Raw genomic sequence first — 15,788 nt, 5'->3', positions numbered from 1 at the left:
CAATGTGGCTCGAACGAGTGTAGGTTGGTTCGTCATTCGAATACCCAGGCGCGATTTTTCCCTCACCGGCGGTGTTCTACGAGGCGCGCCCGCAGGGTGAGGTTGTTTCCAGTTGATTGAAGGATCCGAGTCCGACGGCGGAGCTAGGATTCAGCGAGCTTGCGCGACTTTGATGTAAACAAGCCGTCTCGCTGGATTTTCGCTCGCCGCCCTCGCGGCAAGGTGTTCATTGTGATCGTTCACATCATCGATGTCAACTCCTGTCGACGGGACCGCGGGTATCCTCGAGCCCGAGGGAGGACATGGCTGGCGTGGCTCCTCCGACGAAGCGGCGCGTCAAACAGGGCACCGGCCGCGGGCCAGTGGAGGGCGTCAATTTTGTTTGACGCCCAGAATGCGATCGTCCACGGTGCGCGCTCGGGGGTCCTGCTGCTTTGCCTTGGAGGGGCCGCACTGCGCACTGTGCCGTTCGTCCTAGGCTCCGAATCGGGCCTCTGCGCTGGCTCTTTTCGCTCGATCGTCCCGGGCGCGAGGAAGAATGAGGTCGCGGCGGCATCGCTCGTTTCGCGCCGGGCGCGAGGCCTCACCTGCGACATGCGCGCGCATCGCGTGATCGCGCAAGACTGCTGACATCGTATTTGAGCAGGCACACGGGCCGCTATGCGCGAATCGGTGGCCCAGTGGCACGGCTCAACGCGTCGCGCTGGGGGCCGCCGGGCTGTGCGGGCGCCGGCAGCTCGCTCGTGACGTGGACTTGGTTGATGTCAGTGCATTTTTCTGCGATCGGTGAACGAGCCATCGAGTCGCGCGCCAAGAGGCCTCGGAGAACCACGATCGCTGAGCAGCCCGCCCAGAACGGGCTGATCTCGACCCCGGAGTGAGCATGACGACACGTCGATTCCTCTCGTCACTGGCCTGCATCGGTTGCGCGCTGTCGCTCGCCGCTTGCGGGAGCGATGATGCCGGCAGCGGCGCCGCCTCCACCGGCCAAGGTGGCGGCGGCGCCAGCGCGCCGGACGCCGCCTCCAGCGGCCCCGGCGGGGGGGCTCCTGGGGACGCCTCGGCCAGCGCGGGAGGTCAAGCGGGCGCCGGCACGGGCGGCGAGGCGCCCAGCGGCGGGACGACGGCGGCCGGCGGCGAAGGCGGCGCCGCAGGGACGGGCGGGGCGGGCGGTTCAGACGAATTCGAGCCGGTGACCATCTCGTTCGGGACCACGCTCGATCCGCGCACTCAGGTGCTCGAGGCGCGAGCGCTCGCCGAGTCCGTCGCCGATCCCAGCTCTCCGCAGTGGCGCGCCAAAGGCGACCAGCGCAGGACGTACCGCTTTCCAGAGGCGGGCGCCGACGTTCCTTACCGCGTCTGCGTCCCGAATCGCTGGGACGGCACGTCGAAGTTGCCCCTCGTGATGTTCTTGCACGGCGCTTCGAACGACGAGAGCTCGTACCTGGATCAGAACAACAAGCAGATGGTGAATCTGGCCGACCAGCATGGCGTGCTCCTGGTCTCGCCGCTCGGCTATCAGGGCGCCTACGGCAACTTCCTGCGGCTGCCGGCCGTGTTCGGGCAACCCGAGGAGGCGGAGAAGCTCCTGGCCATGCGTACGCCCGAGCGAGAACGCGACCAGGAGCTCAGCGAGAAGGACGTCATCAACGTCCTGGAGCTGGTGCTGCACGAGTACCCGATCGATCGCAGCTCGATGTTCCTCACCGGACACTCGATGGGGAGCGGCGGCACCTGGTACATCGGCGCGAAGTACGCCGACTACTGGAAGGCGCTGGCGCCCATGTCCGGACCCTTCGTCCAGGAGTCGGGCTATCCGTGGGACCGGCTGCGCAATGTGCCCATCTTCGTGACGGAGGGGACCCGCGGCACGCCTTCCCTCACAGGGAGCCACGCGCTGCGCGACTGGATGATGGCTGGCGGTTACACGATCACGTACAAGGAAGTCGACGCGGACCATCCAGGGATGGTTCCGCTCGTGCTGCCCGACGTCTTCGACTTCTTCGACCGTCAGTAGCCTCCGCGCTCCTCGCGCGCCTTCACGTCGCTCGGAGTAAGTGGCGGCGCTCTCCGCATGCGCGCCGCCGCCGGAAAGTTCCAGTTCTCACGGCCCCACGTCCGTGTCAGCGTCCTTCCTCGGGCCGGAGGACAGCCGCGGGCGGGTCGATTGGGTTTGACATCGATCATGTGATCGCTCACATTGCCCCGGAGCAGTATCCTTTTCCTTCGCCTTGGGTGGGTCGTCGTGCGGACCGAGACCTTCGTCCTTCGATGGATCTCGGCGCCTGTGCCGTTCGCTCGGCGGCGCGCCGCGGGCGGCGGATCGGCGCACCGCAGGTCGCCGGCTGTCGGGCTGCCCCCTCGAGACCGCGCGATCTCTCGTGATCCTGTTCGTGAGTCAGCTCACGAGTTCTCGTCGTGGTTGAATCGTCCAGCGTTGAACGGTTGCGGACCGCATGCAACAGGCAAGATCGACCCGCGCTCGATGACGGAGTGAACAGGACGATTTCCGTTGGATGGTAGGCGCACTGACAGCCACGCTGAGCTGGCCGCTCGGTCGCCAGCGCTTGACCAGGAGAGGGAGAGAGGGATGACCCGACCGTCTTTTTCGATGACCCTCCTGTCACGCTGGAGGCGGGCGCTGTGCGGTACGGCGCTCCTGCTCGCGGGGTGCACGGGCTCCCTGGGCGCCCAGGACGAGGGCGACGGCCCGTCGCCGGGCGGCGCGGCGGCGTCGCAGGTCGCCGAGCGGAGCATGTTCCCGCGGCTGAGCCACGCGCAGTGGGAGAACACGGTGCGCGACCTCCTGCGCCTCGACGACAGGCCCGGTCTCTCGGCGTCCTTCACGAGCGATCCGCTCGGCGGCGTGTTCGACAACAACGAGGCTGCGCTGCTGGTGACACCCGGCCTCTGGAGCGACTACCAGCGCGCCGCGGAGGAGCTCGCGGCGATGGTGACCGCCGACCAGGGCAAGCTCGGCCGGCTCGTGCCCGCGGACCTGCCGGCCGAGCCGGAGGCGCGGGCGCAGGCGTTCGTCGAGCGGTTCGGCGAGCGGGCTTTCCGGCGCCCCATCACGGACGACGAGCGGGGTGCGTACCTCGCGCTGTTCCACCGCGGCAAGGAGCTCTTCGAGGGCGAGGAGCCGTTCGCCGCCGGCGTGCGCGCGGCGCTCGAGGCGTTTCTGCAGTCGCCCCATTTCTTTGGCGTCACGGTGGCGCTCCCGTTCCTGGAGACCTTCGCCTCGCGGCGCGCCTCGGCCGGTACGGGCGACGTGCCGCCCTTCGCGATCTTCATGCGCCAGGCGAACGGCGTGGCGCAGACGACGAACGACGAGCCCGAGATGTTCTGGCCCAGCGCGACAGGCCCGCTGACCGCCGCGTCGATGGAGAAGGACAGCGACCGCGCTGTCAGCGAGCTCAAGGACCACGCGAGCAAGCTCATCATGCTGCGCGGCGTGGATTTCGCGTTCAAGGGCAACGGGTGCGGCCACTCCGGCGGCGGCAACCAGTGCCTCACGGCCGCGCGCGTGTCGGACCAGCCGGCGGGCAACGAGTCGCTGGCGATGGGTGAGTCGATCGACAACCGCATCGCGACCGAGCTCAACCCGGCGGGCGTCGAGCCGCTGACGCTCTACGCGGGCAGGATGGCCGGCTACATCAACGAGGTGCTCTCGTACCGCGGGCCGAAGCAGCTGCGCGCCGCCGAGCGCAACCCGGCCAACGCGTACCAGAAGCTCTTCGGCCTCGCCGACGTGGACACCGAGGTCCAGCAGTCGCTGGTCGAGCGTCGGACCAGCGTGAACGACCTGGTGCGCGGGGAGATGAAGGCGCTCATGAGCCGGAAGGACATCAGCAAGAGCGATCGCGAGCGGCTACAGCTCCACTTCGACAGCATCCGCGACCTCGAGGTCGCGCTCGCGTGCAAGCTCCCGGAGATGCAGGTCGACGAGATGGAGGCGATCTCGCCGAACGTCGGCAAATCCGAGAACGTGGAGGCCGTCACGCGGATGCAGATGGACATCATCGCGCTCGCGATGGCGTGCGGCGTCACGCGCGTGGCGACGCTCCAGGTGGGTGACGGCAACGACGGGACCGAGTACACGATCCACGGCGTGCGGCAGAAGAGCTACCACAAGATCTCCCACCGCATCGACAGCGACGGGACCTCGGGCCCGCCGATCGAGGGCGCTCAGGAGCTGCACCACCAGATCGACCGGATCCACGCGCGGCTCTTCAAGTACCTGCTCGATCGGCTCTCGTCGTACGAGCTCGGCTCGGGGACGCTCCTCGATCACGGCGTGGCGGTGTGGCTCAATGACAACGCCGACAAGTACCACGGGTACCGGAAGGTCCCGTACATCCTCGCCGGCGGCGCCGCGGGCTACCTGAAGACCGGCCAGTTCGTCGACGTCAAGATCACCAACAACAAGCTGCTCAACACGATCGGCGCGGCGGTCGGGTGCACCAACGGCCAGGGGGGCCCGCTCGACGACTTCGGCGATGAGAGCCTCGAAGGTGGGCTCGTCGCCCCGATCATCGCCTGAAGAAGCAAAGAATCCAGACGTTTCGGAGCTCGATCCGCTGCCTGTCGGCTCTCTGCTCAAAAAAGCATCCCCATCTTCAATTGTTCAACTTGCGGAAATCCAACATGAATAAGAACCGTTCTTCTCGATGGCTGCGCGGTACGACGTGGATCGCGCTCGGGCTCGCGACTCTCGCTGGATGCTCCGATGCGGGCGAAGGCGATGGCACGGGCGGCGCGGGAGGAGCTGGCAGCACGACCAGCGCCGGCACGACCAGCAACGGCACGACGAGCGGCGCCACGACGAGCGGCGCCACGACGAGCGGCGCCACGACGAGCGGCGCCACGACGAGCGGCGCCACGACCAGCGCCAGCACCGGCGGATCAAACGAAGGTGGCGGCGGTGCGGACGCCTCGACCAGCGTGTCCACCAGCGCGTCCACCAGCGCGTCCACCGGAGCCGGCGGCTCCGAGCCCACGGGCAAGTTCGTCGGCAACATCACGACGCGCGGCGCCGTGCGCGACGGCTTCGCGAAGTACTGGAACCAGATCACGCCTGAGAACGAGGGGAAGTGGGGCGAGGTCGAGAAGAGCCGCGGGAACAAGGACTGGAGCAAGCTCGACAGGATCTACAAGTACGCGCAGGACAACAACATCATCTTCAAGCACCACGTCTTCGTGTGGGGCTCCCAGCAGCCCAGCTGGGTCGGGAGCCTCCCCGGCAACGAGCAGCAGGCGGCCGTGCGGGACTGGATGAAGTCGTTCTGCGAGCGCTACCCCAAGACGAAGTACATCGACGTGGTCAATGAGCCGCCGCCCCACACCACGCCGTCCTACAAGAACGGCATCGGCGGAGACGGCGCCAGCGGCTGGGACTGGATCGTCAACTCCTTCAAGTGGGCCCGCGAGTTCTGCCCGAACGCGAAGCTGATCCTCAACGACTACAACAACATCGAGTATCAGAACGACCACAACAACTTCATGAAGATCGCGAGGGCGGTCATCGCAGCGGGCGCCCCGGTCGACGCCATCGGCGCGCAGGCCCACGACGCGTACAAGATCAACACCAACACCGTCAAGGGCTTCATTGACCAGCTCGCCTCGCTGGGCAAGCCTGTGTACATCACCGAGTACGACATCGGCGAGGCGAACGACAACAGGCAGAAGCAGATCATGGAGGAGCAGTTCACGATGTACTGGAACCACCCCTCGGTCCAGGGCATCACCTTGTGGGGTTACATCGTCGGCACCACCTGGCGGGACAACACCGGCATCCAGTATGATGACGGCAGGATGCGGCCGGCCATGCAGTGGCTGATGGACTTCCTGGATCGCGGGTGATTGATGTCACGCTCGAGCGTTGATCTCCGCTCGTACAACGGACTCGAGCAGGCCGACGCCAGCCTGTGCATCGGCAAATCGCGGATCTTCGCGATCATGACCTGGAATCCTCACGACGTCTGGGATTTCCTTACGCAGTTCTGAGCTGAGGGTTCAACGACGGCGCTCGGTGCGCGTCGTCGGAGAGTAGCCGGGCTGGAGAGCTGGAGCGTCGTCTGCCGCCGATGTTCACCTTCTGCGGGAGACGATCGCTGCCAGCTCGCCCAGCCGGCTGTCTCTACGACGAACCACTCGGCGGGAGGCGCCGGGGCGCCATGAACCGAGCGACCCACGACATCGGCAATGCCTGACATCCTTCAGGAGAGCAGCAAGGATTCAAGAATGGCCACGAACACGATACCCTTCCAACGTAAGCTCTTCGGGGCGGCGTTGTTGCTTTGCGGCGCGACCGCGCTTCCGTCCGTCTCCCTGGCGGACAATCCCGTCGTGCAGACCAATTATACCGCGGATCCGGCTCCCATGGTCCACGGTGACACGGTGTACCTCTACACCGGACACGACGAAGACAGCGCCACGGACTGGTTCGGGATGAACGAATGGAGGGTGTATTCCTCCAAGGATATGGTGAACTGGACGGATCACGGGTCGCCGCTGAAATTCAGCGATTTCAGCTGGGCAAAGGGAGACGCGTGGGCAGGCCAGGCCATCCACAGGAACGGGAAATTCTACTACTACGTTCCTGTCACGAGCCGCTCGCTGAACAGGATGACCATCGGCGTGGCCGTGTCGGACAGCCCCACCGGTCCGTTCAAAGACGCCGTGGGGCGGCCGTTGATCACCGCGGATTGCGGAGACATCGATCCGACGCCGTTCATCGACGACGACGGCCAGGCTTATCTGTACTGGGGAAACCCGAGCGTGTGCTACGTGAAGCTGAACGAAGACATGATCTCCTACCAGGGAGACGTCGTTCGCGTGCCCATGACGGCGGAGAGCTTCGGGCAGCGCACCGGGAATGACGATGGTCGCCACAAGACCAAGTACGAAGAAGGTCCGTGGCTCTACAAGCGTGATGGGCTGTATTACCTCGTGTACGCGGGGGGCCCTATCTCGGAGTACATCGCCTACTCGACGAGCAGCAAGCCCACCGGCCCATGGACTTACCGGGGGGTCATCATGCCCACGGAGGGCAGCAGCTTCACCAACCACGCGGGCGTCATCGACTTCAAGGGGAGCTCCTACTTCTTCTATCACAACGGCGCCTTGCCGGGCGGTGGCGGGTATCACCGCTCTGCCGCCGTCGAGCGGTTCACGTTCAACGCCGACGGCACATTCCCGACGATCAAGATGAGCAAGGAGGGCCCGCCCGGCGTCGGCAACCTGAATCCGTATGTCATGACGGAGGCGGAGACCATCGCCTGGGAATCCGGGGTGGAGACCGAGGTATGCGGCGAGGGGGGAATGAACGTCGGGTCGATTGAAAACGGCGACTACATCAAGGTGAAGGGCGTCGATTTTGGCACCGGCGCGGTGTCCTTCGACGCGAGGGTGGCCTCGGCGAACGCTGGCGGCAGCATCGAGCTGCGCCTCGACAGCGCGACCGGCACGCTGGTGGGGACCTGCATGGTCGAGGGTACCGGCGGCTGGCAGACCTGGGTCACCACGTCCTGTGCCGTCGACGGCGCGACAGGGATACACGATCTGTACCTGAAGTTCACCGGTGGGAGCGGTTTCCTGTTCAATGTCAACTGGTGGAAGTTCACTCCGCTCGACGCCCCGGATCCCGATCCGACGGGCGCCGGGGGCGCTGGCGCCGGGGGCGCTCCGGACGTGGGTGAAGGGGGAGCGACGGGCAGCGGCGGAGCGGGCGGGGGTGTGAGCAGCGGCAGCGCAGCGACCACCGGCAGCGGAGCCACGGCGGGCAGCGGAGCCACGGCGGGGAGCGGCACGGGCGGCGCTGGCGGTGCGACCGCTGGCGGCGCCAGCGGCGACGAGGGCGGGTGCGCCTTCCGGGTCCAATCCGGGCCCAGCTCCCCCGCGGGCGCGCTCGCAGCCTTGATCGCGCTGGGCGCGGTCGCCGCGCGGCGGCGTCGTGCCCGAGAAGCCGGGCGGAGCGGGGCCGCCGCGAATTGACGGTCTGGTGCAATCATTGGAGGTTTGATCATGTTCACGAGAGTTCGCTCAGGTTCAATGCTCGCCGCCGCCTCGCTGGCGCTCGCTTTCAGCTCGACCGCGGCCGCGAAGCCCTACAAGGGCGCAGAGGTCTACTCGTCCCAGAGCTATCTTCAGGGTCGCATCGAGATGCGCATGCGCATGTCGCGCGGGAGCGGCATCCTGTCGACCTTCTTCACCTACAAGAACGGCTCCGAGATGTCCGGCGCGTTCTGGGAGGAGATCGACATCGAGGTCTTCGGGAAGGACAACGCCCGGAGCTGGCAGTCCAACATCATCACCGGGATGGGCACGAGGGTGACGTCGGAGCAGGTGCACAACGCGGGCGTCTCCCTCGCGGACGCCTATCACACCTACGCGCTGGAGTGGACGCCGGACTACGTGGCGTGGAGCATCGATGGGCGAGAGATCAAGAGAACGACGGGGGCGCAGGTGACCTCCCTGAAGAATCCCCAGTCGTTTCGCTTCAACACGTGGTCCTCCGACGCCACCGAATGGGTCGGAGCGTTCGACGATTCCGCCCTCCCCCAGCACCAGTTCGTCAACTGGATCAAGTACTATCGTTACAACAACGGGAACTTCGAGCTCGCGTGGCAGGACGACTTCAACTCCCTGGACAGCACGCGATGGAGCAAAGGGGACTGGACGTTCGACGGGAACCGCGTGGACTTCGACCCGCAGAACGTGACGGTGAAGGACGGCACGCTGGTGCTGTCGCTGACACGGGAGGGGCAGACCGGGTTCACCGGCGCTGTGCCCCGCGATGAGGACACCGGGACGGGCACCGGCGCGGGCGCGGGCGGGGCGGGGGCGACAGCCAGCGCCTCCAGCAGCGGCGCGGGCGGGGCGGAGACGACGGCCAGCTCCTCCGGCAGCGGCGAGGGCGGGGCTGCGACGACGGCGAGCTCCTCCGGCAGCGGCGAGGGCGGGGCGGGGGCCACAGCCAGCTCCTCCGGCAGCGGCGAGGTCGGGGCCACGACGGGGGTCAGCGCCTCCGTGGGCGCCGGCGCGACGGGCGAGGGAGGTGGGAGCGACGGAACGATGCCGGACGACGAGTCCTCCGACGGAGGCTGCGGGTGCGTCGTCGCCGGAGCCAGCGCCACGACGAGCTCGTGGGCCGCAGCGCTCGCCCTGGGGCTTTCCGCCCTGGCGATGCGACGGCGCCGGCCCCGCGGCTGACCTCGCAGGATGCTCGAAGGCGCCGCGGCCGTGACGGCCGGGCGCCGCGGGGCGCGGCGAGTCCCACCCTCCAGGAGTCCGGCCGGGGATCCGGGGCGAGAGTTCAACGCGGCGGACCCTTCTCTGTATTTCCATTCTTCCCGGCAAGGCACGGGAGGACCTGGTCAACGCACATCGGGTGTGTCGTTGACCCAAGCTGGCGGATCCTTCCGATGGTGGCCACGCCTGGTCGCCCGCAGGTTGTTCGGCAAGAAGAGCGGCAGAATGCCGCGGAGCTGAATAGCCGATCCTGACACGCCGACGGGTGGAATCTAGCCGGCCTGAAGAACATCAGCCCGAGGGCACAGGTCCTGTGCCCGGCCGGGCGCTAGGCCGAAGACTCCCTCCGGGCTCGGCGCCCCACGAAGGAGAGAGGACCGTGAAGAACGAGATCGCTGGCATCCGCATCCCTGACAGCCACCTGGCCGCGGAAGCGACCGAGCTCGCGCGGGACATGTCGGCGCCCTTCCTCTTCAACCACGTCATGCGCACGTACATCTTCGGCGCGCTCCTCGCGAAGCGGCGCGGGCTCGAGCTCGATCTCGAGCTGTTCTACCTCGGGGCGGCGCTCCATGACCTCGGCCTGGCCGAGAGGTTCCGGGGCCCGGAGCGGTACGAGGTCGAGGGCGCAAACGCGGCGAGCGAGTTCCTGAAGCAGCACGGCGTGCCCGAGGAGGCGATCGGCGTCGTGTGGGACGCGATTGCGCTGCACACCGTGAGGGGGGTCCCGCCCTACAAGCGGCCCGAGGTGGCGCTGCTCCACGTCGGAACCATCATGGACATCACCGGCAAGGACTTGAAGGAGCTCTCCGCGGACGAGGTGGATGAGGTGCTCCACGCGTACCCGCGTCTCGATTTCAAGCGCGCATTTCCGCAGGCGATCGCTGATATGCTCGCCAGCAAGCCCGAGACGGCCTTCTACAACTTCACGGCCGACATCGCCGAGCGCCTGGTCCCGGGCTTCCATGCCCCCAATTTCTACGACGTCATCCTGGCGGCGCCGTTCAAGGAGTGACCGGACCCAGCGCGTCGAGATCCGTAGTCAGTCAATCACACCCTCGGCGGCCCGCTCGTCATCGACCGGTGTCTCTGGCGGGATTTCTGACGCGCGGAGCTAGATCTTCTCCCAGCGCCTGCTCTCGGCGGAGCGGAAGAGCGCGTCGATGACCCGCATGTTGCCGACCGCGACCTCGATCGAATTCTCGACGGGGCCGCCCGTGCGGATGGCGCGCGAGAACGCCTCGCTCTGCAGGTGGTACTGGTCGACGACGGGGAACGAGGTGACCTTGGCCGAGCTGCAGTTCAGCGTCGAGCCGTCATCGAGGAAGATCTTGCACGGCTGGTCGGCGGGGGCGTTGAACGGGATCTCGATCTCGATTCGGCCCTTGGTCCCGAGCGCGTTCACGCGCTGGTAGGCCACCGCCTGCGTGCTGCACGTGAAGGTCAGGTGCGCGCCGCCGTAGTCGAGAAGGCCCGAGGTCAAGCGATCGGTGCCGAACTCGGGATCGCGCTCGACGAGCACCATCGCCCGCACGGGCTCGCGCCCGAACAGCAAGCGCGACGTGTTCACCGCATAGCAGCCGATATCGTAGAGCGCGCCGCCCCCGACCTGTTCCCTGTTGCGGATGTTGGTGGCGTCGCGGTTGAAATACGAGAACGCCGCCTGGACGCTGACCAGCTCGCCGATCCGGCCGCTTCGCACCCACTCCCTGGCCTGCTGCCACTGCGGGTGGTAGCGGATCATGAACGCTTCGGCGATCCGCTTGCCCGTCTCGTGCTGCACGTCGACCAGCGCCGCGGCGTCCTTGGCGCTGAGCGCTATCGGCTTCTCGCACAGGACGTGCTTGCCGGCGCGGGCGGCGCGCGCCGACCACTTCACGTGCAGGTGGTTGGGCAGCGGGTTGTAGACGGCCTCGATCTCCGGATCGTCGAGCAGCTCATCGTAGCTGCCGTACGCCTTCGGGATCCCGAGAGGCTGCGCGGCGGCGCGCGCCTTGTCGATGTCGCGCGATGCCAGCGCGGCGATCTGGGTCAGGGGCCCTCGCTTCATGCTGGGCAGGCTGACCTTCAACGCGAAGTTGCTCGCCCCGAGGACGCCCCAGCGCACGGGGGTGATGGATTCGCTCGACTTCGGATCTTGTGCAGATGTGGACATGGGCACCTTGCAGCGCGCGACGCGGGTGGCCGACGGCGCGTCTATGAACGCTCGACGTGAATCGACCCGACGGGTAGGGCCAGGGCCTGGAACTGGAAGGAGCGCGCGCGCCCAGCGCGAGGAGCGGAGAGGGCGAGAGCAGGGCGCGGCGCCTCGGAGCGCGGCGTCACCGTGTTTCGCGGCGTACTCTGCCTTGTACAGAACCGCCTTGATCCAGCCCCTGCATCGGACAGGCTTGCTGTCCTTTGGCGCTGCAGCCGAAATCCTTCCCGTCGGCAACCGATGCAGGGACGTCCGCCGTCCCGCCCGCGGCCCATGCTGCGCCCGCAAAGCCGCCTGCAAAGCCGCATGCAAAGCCAGTGCCGACGCTCACCATCACGGCACCCACCAGCTTCACGCTCATCCACATCCGACGTCTCCTGATCAGGGAAGGGGCAAGCTCGGCCGCATGATCGCAGCTCGTACACAGATTGTGATCGTTCACATGGCTGGGTCAATCAAAATTGACCGCCGCGCAGCCATGCTCGGCCTTGAGCGACGCGTGCCGGCGACGCGGGCGGCGACGCGTGGCGGTGGCCGGTCGCCGCCATGCGTGAGCTGTCCTACGAGCCTGGCTTCTGCGAGGCTGTAGGTTCCACGGAGCCTGGATGGTGCTGTTGCGCAGCACCGGCGCGGTCTCGACCAGGATGCGTGCGGCTCTGGAGGGCCCCGCCAGCGTCGTCCCAGCTCGGGATCGAGGGGGCCCGCGTGCCGGTCGATTGGCGTTGACTCCTGAAATGTGATCGTTCACATTCGGCTCAGGGGTATCCTTTCGCTTCGCCCTCGGTGGGCGTCATGCGCGCCGAGACCTTCGTCTTCTGATCGGTTCCGGTGTCGATTCCGTTCGTTCGGCCGTCGCGGAAGCGATTGCCGATCGATGGTGCTTGGCGTTTCGCCAGAGGCGATTCACCAGAGGCCACGACAAGCTTTGCTGATTCGACGGCTGTCGTGATGCCCTAGGTGCTGTCAGCTGGAATTTTCTCGGGAGCCCGGCGAGGCGGCCGGATGGCAACTTCGGGGGCGGCGTAACCTAGGTTGCGGCGGGCCATGCCTCAGCCCCTCCTCGGGCGCAGCAGTGTCATCACAGCGGCCCGGTCCGGTCTCAGGTGCTCCAGGTTCCGTCATGCCGGGCGAGCTTGGCTCGGCGATGCGAGCACCTGCTCCGAGGCATGGTCGCGAGATGTGGGTTACCGCGCGTCGTCATCCCCTTGCATTATCGGAGAGCAAGATGAAGAAGCCGTCGTGGCACGAGCTCCGTTCCTCAAAAGAGATCGCCGCCGTTTGCGCGCTCGCGTTCGCGGCCGCGTGCACGGGCGCGCTGGGTGACCCGACGGAGGGCGCTGGGGCATCCTCGAGCGGGGGAGATGGAACGTCGCCGGGCTCGGACTCGGACCCGCCGCCGTTCCAGCCCGCGGCCGGGATGCTGCGCCGTTTGACGAGAACGCAGTTCCGCAACGCCGTGCACGACATGTTGGGCGTCGAGGTCGATATCAATCAGCTCGACGCCGACAGCTGGAACGGGAATTTTGCGGTCATCGGCGCATCGACCGTCGTGACCTCGGAGCGAGGCGTCGAGCAGTACCACGCGGCCATCGAGAGCGCCGTCGACGCGGTGTTCGCGGATCGCGCGAAGCGGGACCAGTTCATCGGCTGCGCGCCCAGCGGCGCGGAGAACGACGCTTGCGTGCGTGGCTTCCTCCAGACGCTCGGGCTTCGAGCGTGGCGCCGCCCGCTCGAGGCCGCCGAGCTCGACCGGCTCGCGGCCGTCGCCGCGAAGGCCGCGACCGAGCTCGAGAGCCCCGTCGAGGGGGCCCGCTGGGCGACCGTGGCCCTCTTCACCTCTCCGAACTTCCTGTATCGCCCGGAGCTCGGGGCGCCGAGCGCCGACGGGTCGCTTCGCTTGACGGGCTACGAGATGGCGTCCCGGCTCGCGTTCCTTTTGTGGAACAGCCTGCCGGACCAGGAGCTGCTCGACGAGGCCGCGAGCGGGGCGCTCGGAACGGTGGAGGGGATCCGCGCGGCGGCGACGCGGCTGCTCGAGACGCCTGCCGGGCGCGAGGCGGTCGGCGCCTTCGCCGAGGAGTACATGCGGCTCGATCGGATCGGCACCCAGGCAAAGGACTCGGGGCTCTTTCCGGAGTACAACCCCGCGCTGCAAGCGGCGATGGTCCGCGACATGCGAGGCACCTGGGAGGTGCTCGCGTTCGACGATCAAGCGAGCGCGCTCGACCTGTTCTCGACCACGAAGGTCGTCGTCAACAGCGACCTCGCCCAGCTCTACGGTCTCGACACCGCCGGCCTCGGCTCGGGCGCCTTCGAGGTCCGCGCGTTGCCCGCGGACGGCCCGCGCATCGGGATCCTCAGCAAAGCGGGCTTCCTCTCGCAGTTCGCGAACCAGAAGGAGGGCTCTCCCACCCTGCGCGGCAAGTTCATGCGCGACGCCCTCATGTGCACGCCCATCCCGCCGCCGCCCGGCGACGTCGCTCTCGAGCTCCCGGAGCCGCCCGCGGACAAGCCCCTCACGAAGCGTCAGCGGCTCGAGAACCACCGGACCAAGCCCGCCTGCGCCGGCTGCCACTCGTACATGGACCCGCTGGGCCTGCCGCTCGAGACCTTCGACGCGATCGGCCGCTTCCGCACGACCGACCACGGCCTGCCGATCGACCCGAGCGGCGAGTTCGACGGGCAGCCGGTCGCCGACGCGCGTGCGCTCGGCCTGACCCTCAGCGCGGACGCCTCCGTCGCGGAATGCCTCGTCCGCAAGTACTACACGTATGCAGCGGGTCACGAGGAGAGGAAGGTGGACGCGAGCGTGCTGAACGCGCTGACCGCCTCGTTCGAAGGGTCGGGGTACAAGCTGCGCGAGCTGGTCCTCGACGTCGTGACCAACGACGCTTTCTCGTCCGTCGCCCCCCAACCCTGATCGCAGGTACCCCAATGACGAACAAAGCCTTGAACCGACGAACTGTTCTCCGGGGGATTCTGGCGACGGGCGCCGCCGTCACGATCCCGCTCCCCCTGCTCGAGATCATGCTGAACGAGAGCGGCACGGCGCTCGCTCAGACGAAGACCCCGGTCTCGCCGCTCTACGTCACCTGGTTCTTCGGGAACGGCACGCTTCCCGGTCGCTGGAAGCCGACGCGCACGGGCTCCGGTCAGGCCTGGGACCTCAGCCCCCAGCTCCAGCCCCTCGCGGACCTCAAGTCGTACCTCACGGTGATCAGCGGCCTCGAGAACAAGCTCGTGGTCTCCGGATCCGAGCATCCCACGGGGTCGGCGGGCGCCACGACCGGCGCGCCGCTCAGCGGGAACGCCGTGCGGGCCGCGTCCATCGACCAGGTCGTCGCGGACGCCATCTCGGCGGGGGCGCCGTACCGCTCCCTCGAGGTGGGGGTGACGCCGGCGACGCCGGGCGGCCCTCCGGACTCGCTGCATACCGTCTCGCACAAGGGGCCGAACGCGCGCAACAACCCGGAGTACGATCCGAAGGCCGTGTTCAATCGATTGTTCATGAGCGGCTTGCCCGAGCCCACCGACGACGGCGCGGAACAGGCCACGAAGATCGCGAACGTGCGGAAGAGCGTGCTCGACTCCATCCAGCAGGACGGCGCGAGCCTGAAGCAGCGGCTCGGGGCGGCCGACAGGCATCGTATCGACGAGCACCTCGAGTCGATCCGCGCCATCGAGCAGCGCCTCGAGACCATGTCGTCCGGCGGCGGTCCGACGGCGGCGTGCAAGAGCCCGACGGTCCCCACCGTCGGCAAGGATTCGCAGAGCGAGGCGCCCCCTGCGGTGAACGCCGCCATGGTCGAGCTCTCGGCGCTCGCGCTCGCGTGCGAGAGGACCCGCGTGCTCTCGTTCATGTTCTCGCTGCCCGCCGCGCACGTCTACTACCGGCACCTCGCGCAGGACATGAACGACGACTTCCACGACACCATCTGCCACGGAGATGCCGGGGACCAATCGAGTCAGCCTCGCGTCGACAAGGGCGTGATCTACACGATGCGCTGCCTGAACGAGTTCTTGACGAAGCTCAAGAACACGCCGCACGGCAGCTCGAACCTGCTCGACAGCTCGCTCGTGTACGTCACGTCCGACACCGCGTGGGGCAAGGTGCACACGAGGACGGAATGGCCGGTGCTCTTCGCCGGGAAAGCCGGAGGGCGGCTGCGCGGCGACGAGCATCGCAACTTCCCCGGCGACAACCTGAGCAAGGCGCTCCTGACGGTCGCCCAGGTCATGAGCGTGAACGTGACGGAGATCGGCATCGACGCGGGGCGGGTCACGTCACCGCTCGCGGGCATCCAGGTCTGAGCGCGGCGTCGCGGCGCCTGGAAGAGGC

Annotated in this window: 12 protein-coding genes; 9 read left to right on the top strand and 3 right to left on the bottom strand. The window is 67.5% G+C overall.

What is annotated here, in order from left to right:
* Window positions 1–883 precede the first annotated feature (883 nt).
* Both POL72_RS03245 and POL72_RS03240 read left to right on the top strand, forming a co-directional pair.
* Window positions 884–2,017, top strand: coding sequence for a carboxylesterase family protein (locus tag POL72_RS03245; protein ID WP_272093516.1), 1,134 nt, complete (start codon window positions 884–886; stop codon window positions 2,015–2,017).
* 573 nt (window positions 2,018–2,590) lie between these two features.
* The gene (locus POL72_RS03240; RefSeq protein WP_272093515.1) at window positions 2,591–4,543 is read left to right on the top strand and encodes a DUF1552 domain-containing protein; all 1,953 of its coding nucleotides are present in this window, start codon (window positions 2,591–2,593) and stop codon (window positions 4,541–4,543) included.
* Window positions 4,544–4,619: 76 nt separating this feature from the next.
* On the opposite strand, the gene POL72_RS03235 is transcribed toward POL72_RS03240, so the two are convergent.
* Window positions 4,620–4,976 carry a hypothetical protein gene (locus POL72_RS03235; RefSeq protein WP_272093514.1) on the bottom strand — a complete coding sequence of 119 codons (357 nt, stop codon included), beginning with the start codon at window positions 4,974–4,976 and terminating at the stop codon, window positions 4,620–4,622.
* Here POL72_RS03235 and POL72_RS03230 point away from each other — a divergent pair.
* The 5 genes from POL72_RS03230 (at window position 4,945) to POL72_RS03210 (ending at window position 10,267) form a co-directional block, all read left to right on the top strand.
* Window positions 4,945–5,862, top strand: coding sequence for an endo-1,4-beta-xylanase (locus POL72_RS03230; RefSeq protein ID WP_272093513.1), 918 nt, complete (start codon window positions 4,945–4,947; stop codon window positions 5,860–5,862). The two genes, POL72_RS03235 and POL72_RS03230, sit on opposite strands and share 32 nt — an antisense overlap.
* A gap of 3 nt (window positions 5,863–5,865) precedes the next feature.
* Window positions 5,866–6,006, top strand: coding sequence for a hypothetical protein (locus POL72_RS03225; RefSeq protein WP_272093512.1), 141 nt, complete (start codon window positions 5,866–5,868; stop codon window positions 6,004–6,006).
* 237 nt (window positions 6,007–6,243) lie between these two features.
* Window positions 6,244–7,995 carry a glycoside hydrolase family 43 protein gene (locus POL72_RS03220; protein ID WP_272093511.1) on the top strand — a complete coding sequence of 584 codons (1,752 nt, stop codon included), beginning with the start codon at window positions 6,244–6,246 and terminating at the stop codon, window positions 7,993–7,995.
* Between the two features lie 30 nt (window positions 7,996–8,025).
* Window positions 8,026–9,213 carry a family 16 glycosylhydrolase gene (locus tag POL72_RS03215; RefSeq protein WP_272093510.1) on the top strand — a complete coding sequence of 396 codons (1,188 nt, stop codon included), beginning with the start codon at window positions 8,026–8,028 and terminating at the stop codon, window positions 9,211–9,213.
* Window positions 9,214–9,631: 418 nt separating this feature from the next.
* Window positions 9,632–10,267, top strand: a complete 636-nt coding sequence (locus POL72_RS03210; RefSeq protein WP_272093509.1) for an HD domain-containing protein — start codon at window positions 9,632–9,634, stop codon at window positions 10,265–10,267.
* Window positions 10,268–10,366: 99 nt separating this feature from the next.
* On the opposite strand, the gene POL72_RS03205 is transcribed toward POL72_RS03210, so the two are convergent.
* Window positions 10,367–11,407: a Gfo/Idh/MocA family protein gene (locus POL72_RS03205; protein WP_272093508.1), complete on the bottom strand. Its 1,041-nt coding sequence runs from the start codon at window positions 11,405–11,407 to the stop codon at window positions 10,367–10,369.
* Window positions 11,408–11,573: 166 nt separating this feature from the next.
* Window positions 11,574–11,810, bottom strand: a complete 237-nt coding sequence (locus tag POL72_RS03200; RefSeq protein ID WP_272093507.1) for a hypothetical protein — start codon at window positions 11,808–11,810, stop codon at window positions 11,574–11,576.
* Window positions 11,811–12,674: 864 nt separating this feature from the next.
* Here POL72_RS03200 and POL72_RS03195 point away from each other — a divergent pair.
* A complete protein-coding gene (locus POL72_RS03195) occupies window positions 12,675–14,369 on the top strand; it encodes a DUF1592 domain-containing protein (protein WP_272093506.1) in 1,695 nt (564 codons plus the stop codon).
* A gap of 29 nt (window positions 14,370–14,398) precedes the next feature.
* Complete coding sequence (locus POL72_RS03190; RefSeq protein WP_272093505.1) at window positions 14,399–15,760, top strand: DUF1552 domain-containing protein; 1,362 nt, start codon at window positions 14,399–14,401, stop codon at window positions 15,758–15,760.
* Window positions 15,761–15,788 lie beyond the last annotated feature (28 nt).

It is taken from the genome of Sorangium aterium, from assembly GCF_028368935.1.
Lineage (GTDB): Bacteria > Myxococcota_A > Polyangia > Polyangiales > Polyangiaceae > Sorangium > Sorangium atrum.
This window is presented reverse-complemented; position numbering and strand designations above follow the sequence as displayed.

Coding starts and splice junctions, on each gene's coding strand:
- POL72_RS03205 (WP_272093508.1), bottom strand. CDS start 11,407: ATGTCCACATCTGCACAAGATCCGAAGTCGAGCGAATCCATCACCCCC.
- POL72_RS03240 (WP_272093515.1), top strand. CDS start 2,591: ATGACCCGACCGTCTTTTTCGATGACCCTCCTGTCACGCTGGAGGCGG.
- POL72_RS03225 (WP_272093512.1), top strand. CDS start 5,866: ATGTCACGCTCGAGCGTTGATCTCCGCTCGTACAACGGACTCGAGCAG.
- POL72_RS03220 (WP_272093511.1), top strand. CDS start 6,244: ATGGCCACGAACACGATACCCTTCCAACGTAAGCTCTTCGGGGCGGCG.
- POL72_RS03245 (WP_272093516.1), top strand. CDS start 884: ATGACGACACGTCGATTCCTCTCGTCACTGGCCTGCATCGGTTGCGCG.
- POL72_RS03200 (WP_272093507.1), bottom strand. CDS start 11,810: ATGAGCGTGAAGCTGGTGGGTGCCGTGATGGTGAGCGTCGGCACTGGC.
- POL72_RS03215 (WP_272093510.1), top strand. CDS start 8,026: ATGTTCACGAGAGTTCGCTCAGGTTCAATGCTCGCCGCCGCCTCGCTG.
- POL72_RS03195 (WP_272093506.1), top strand. CDS start 12,675: ATGAAGAAGCCGTCGTGGCACGAGCTCCGTTCCTCAAAAGAGATCGCC.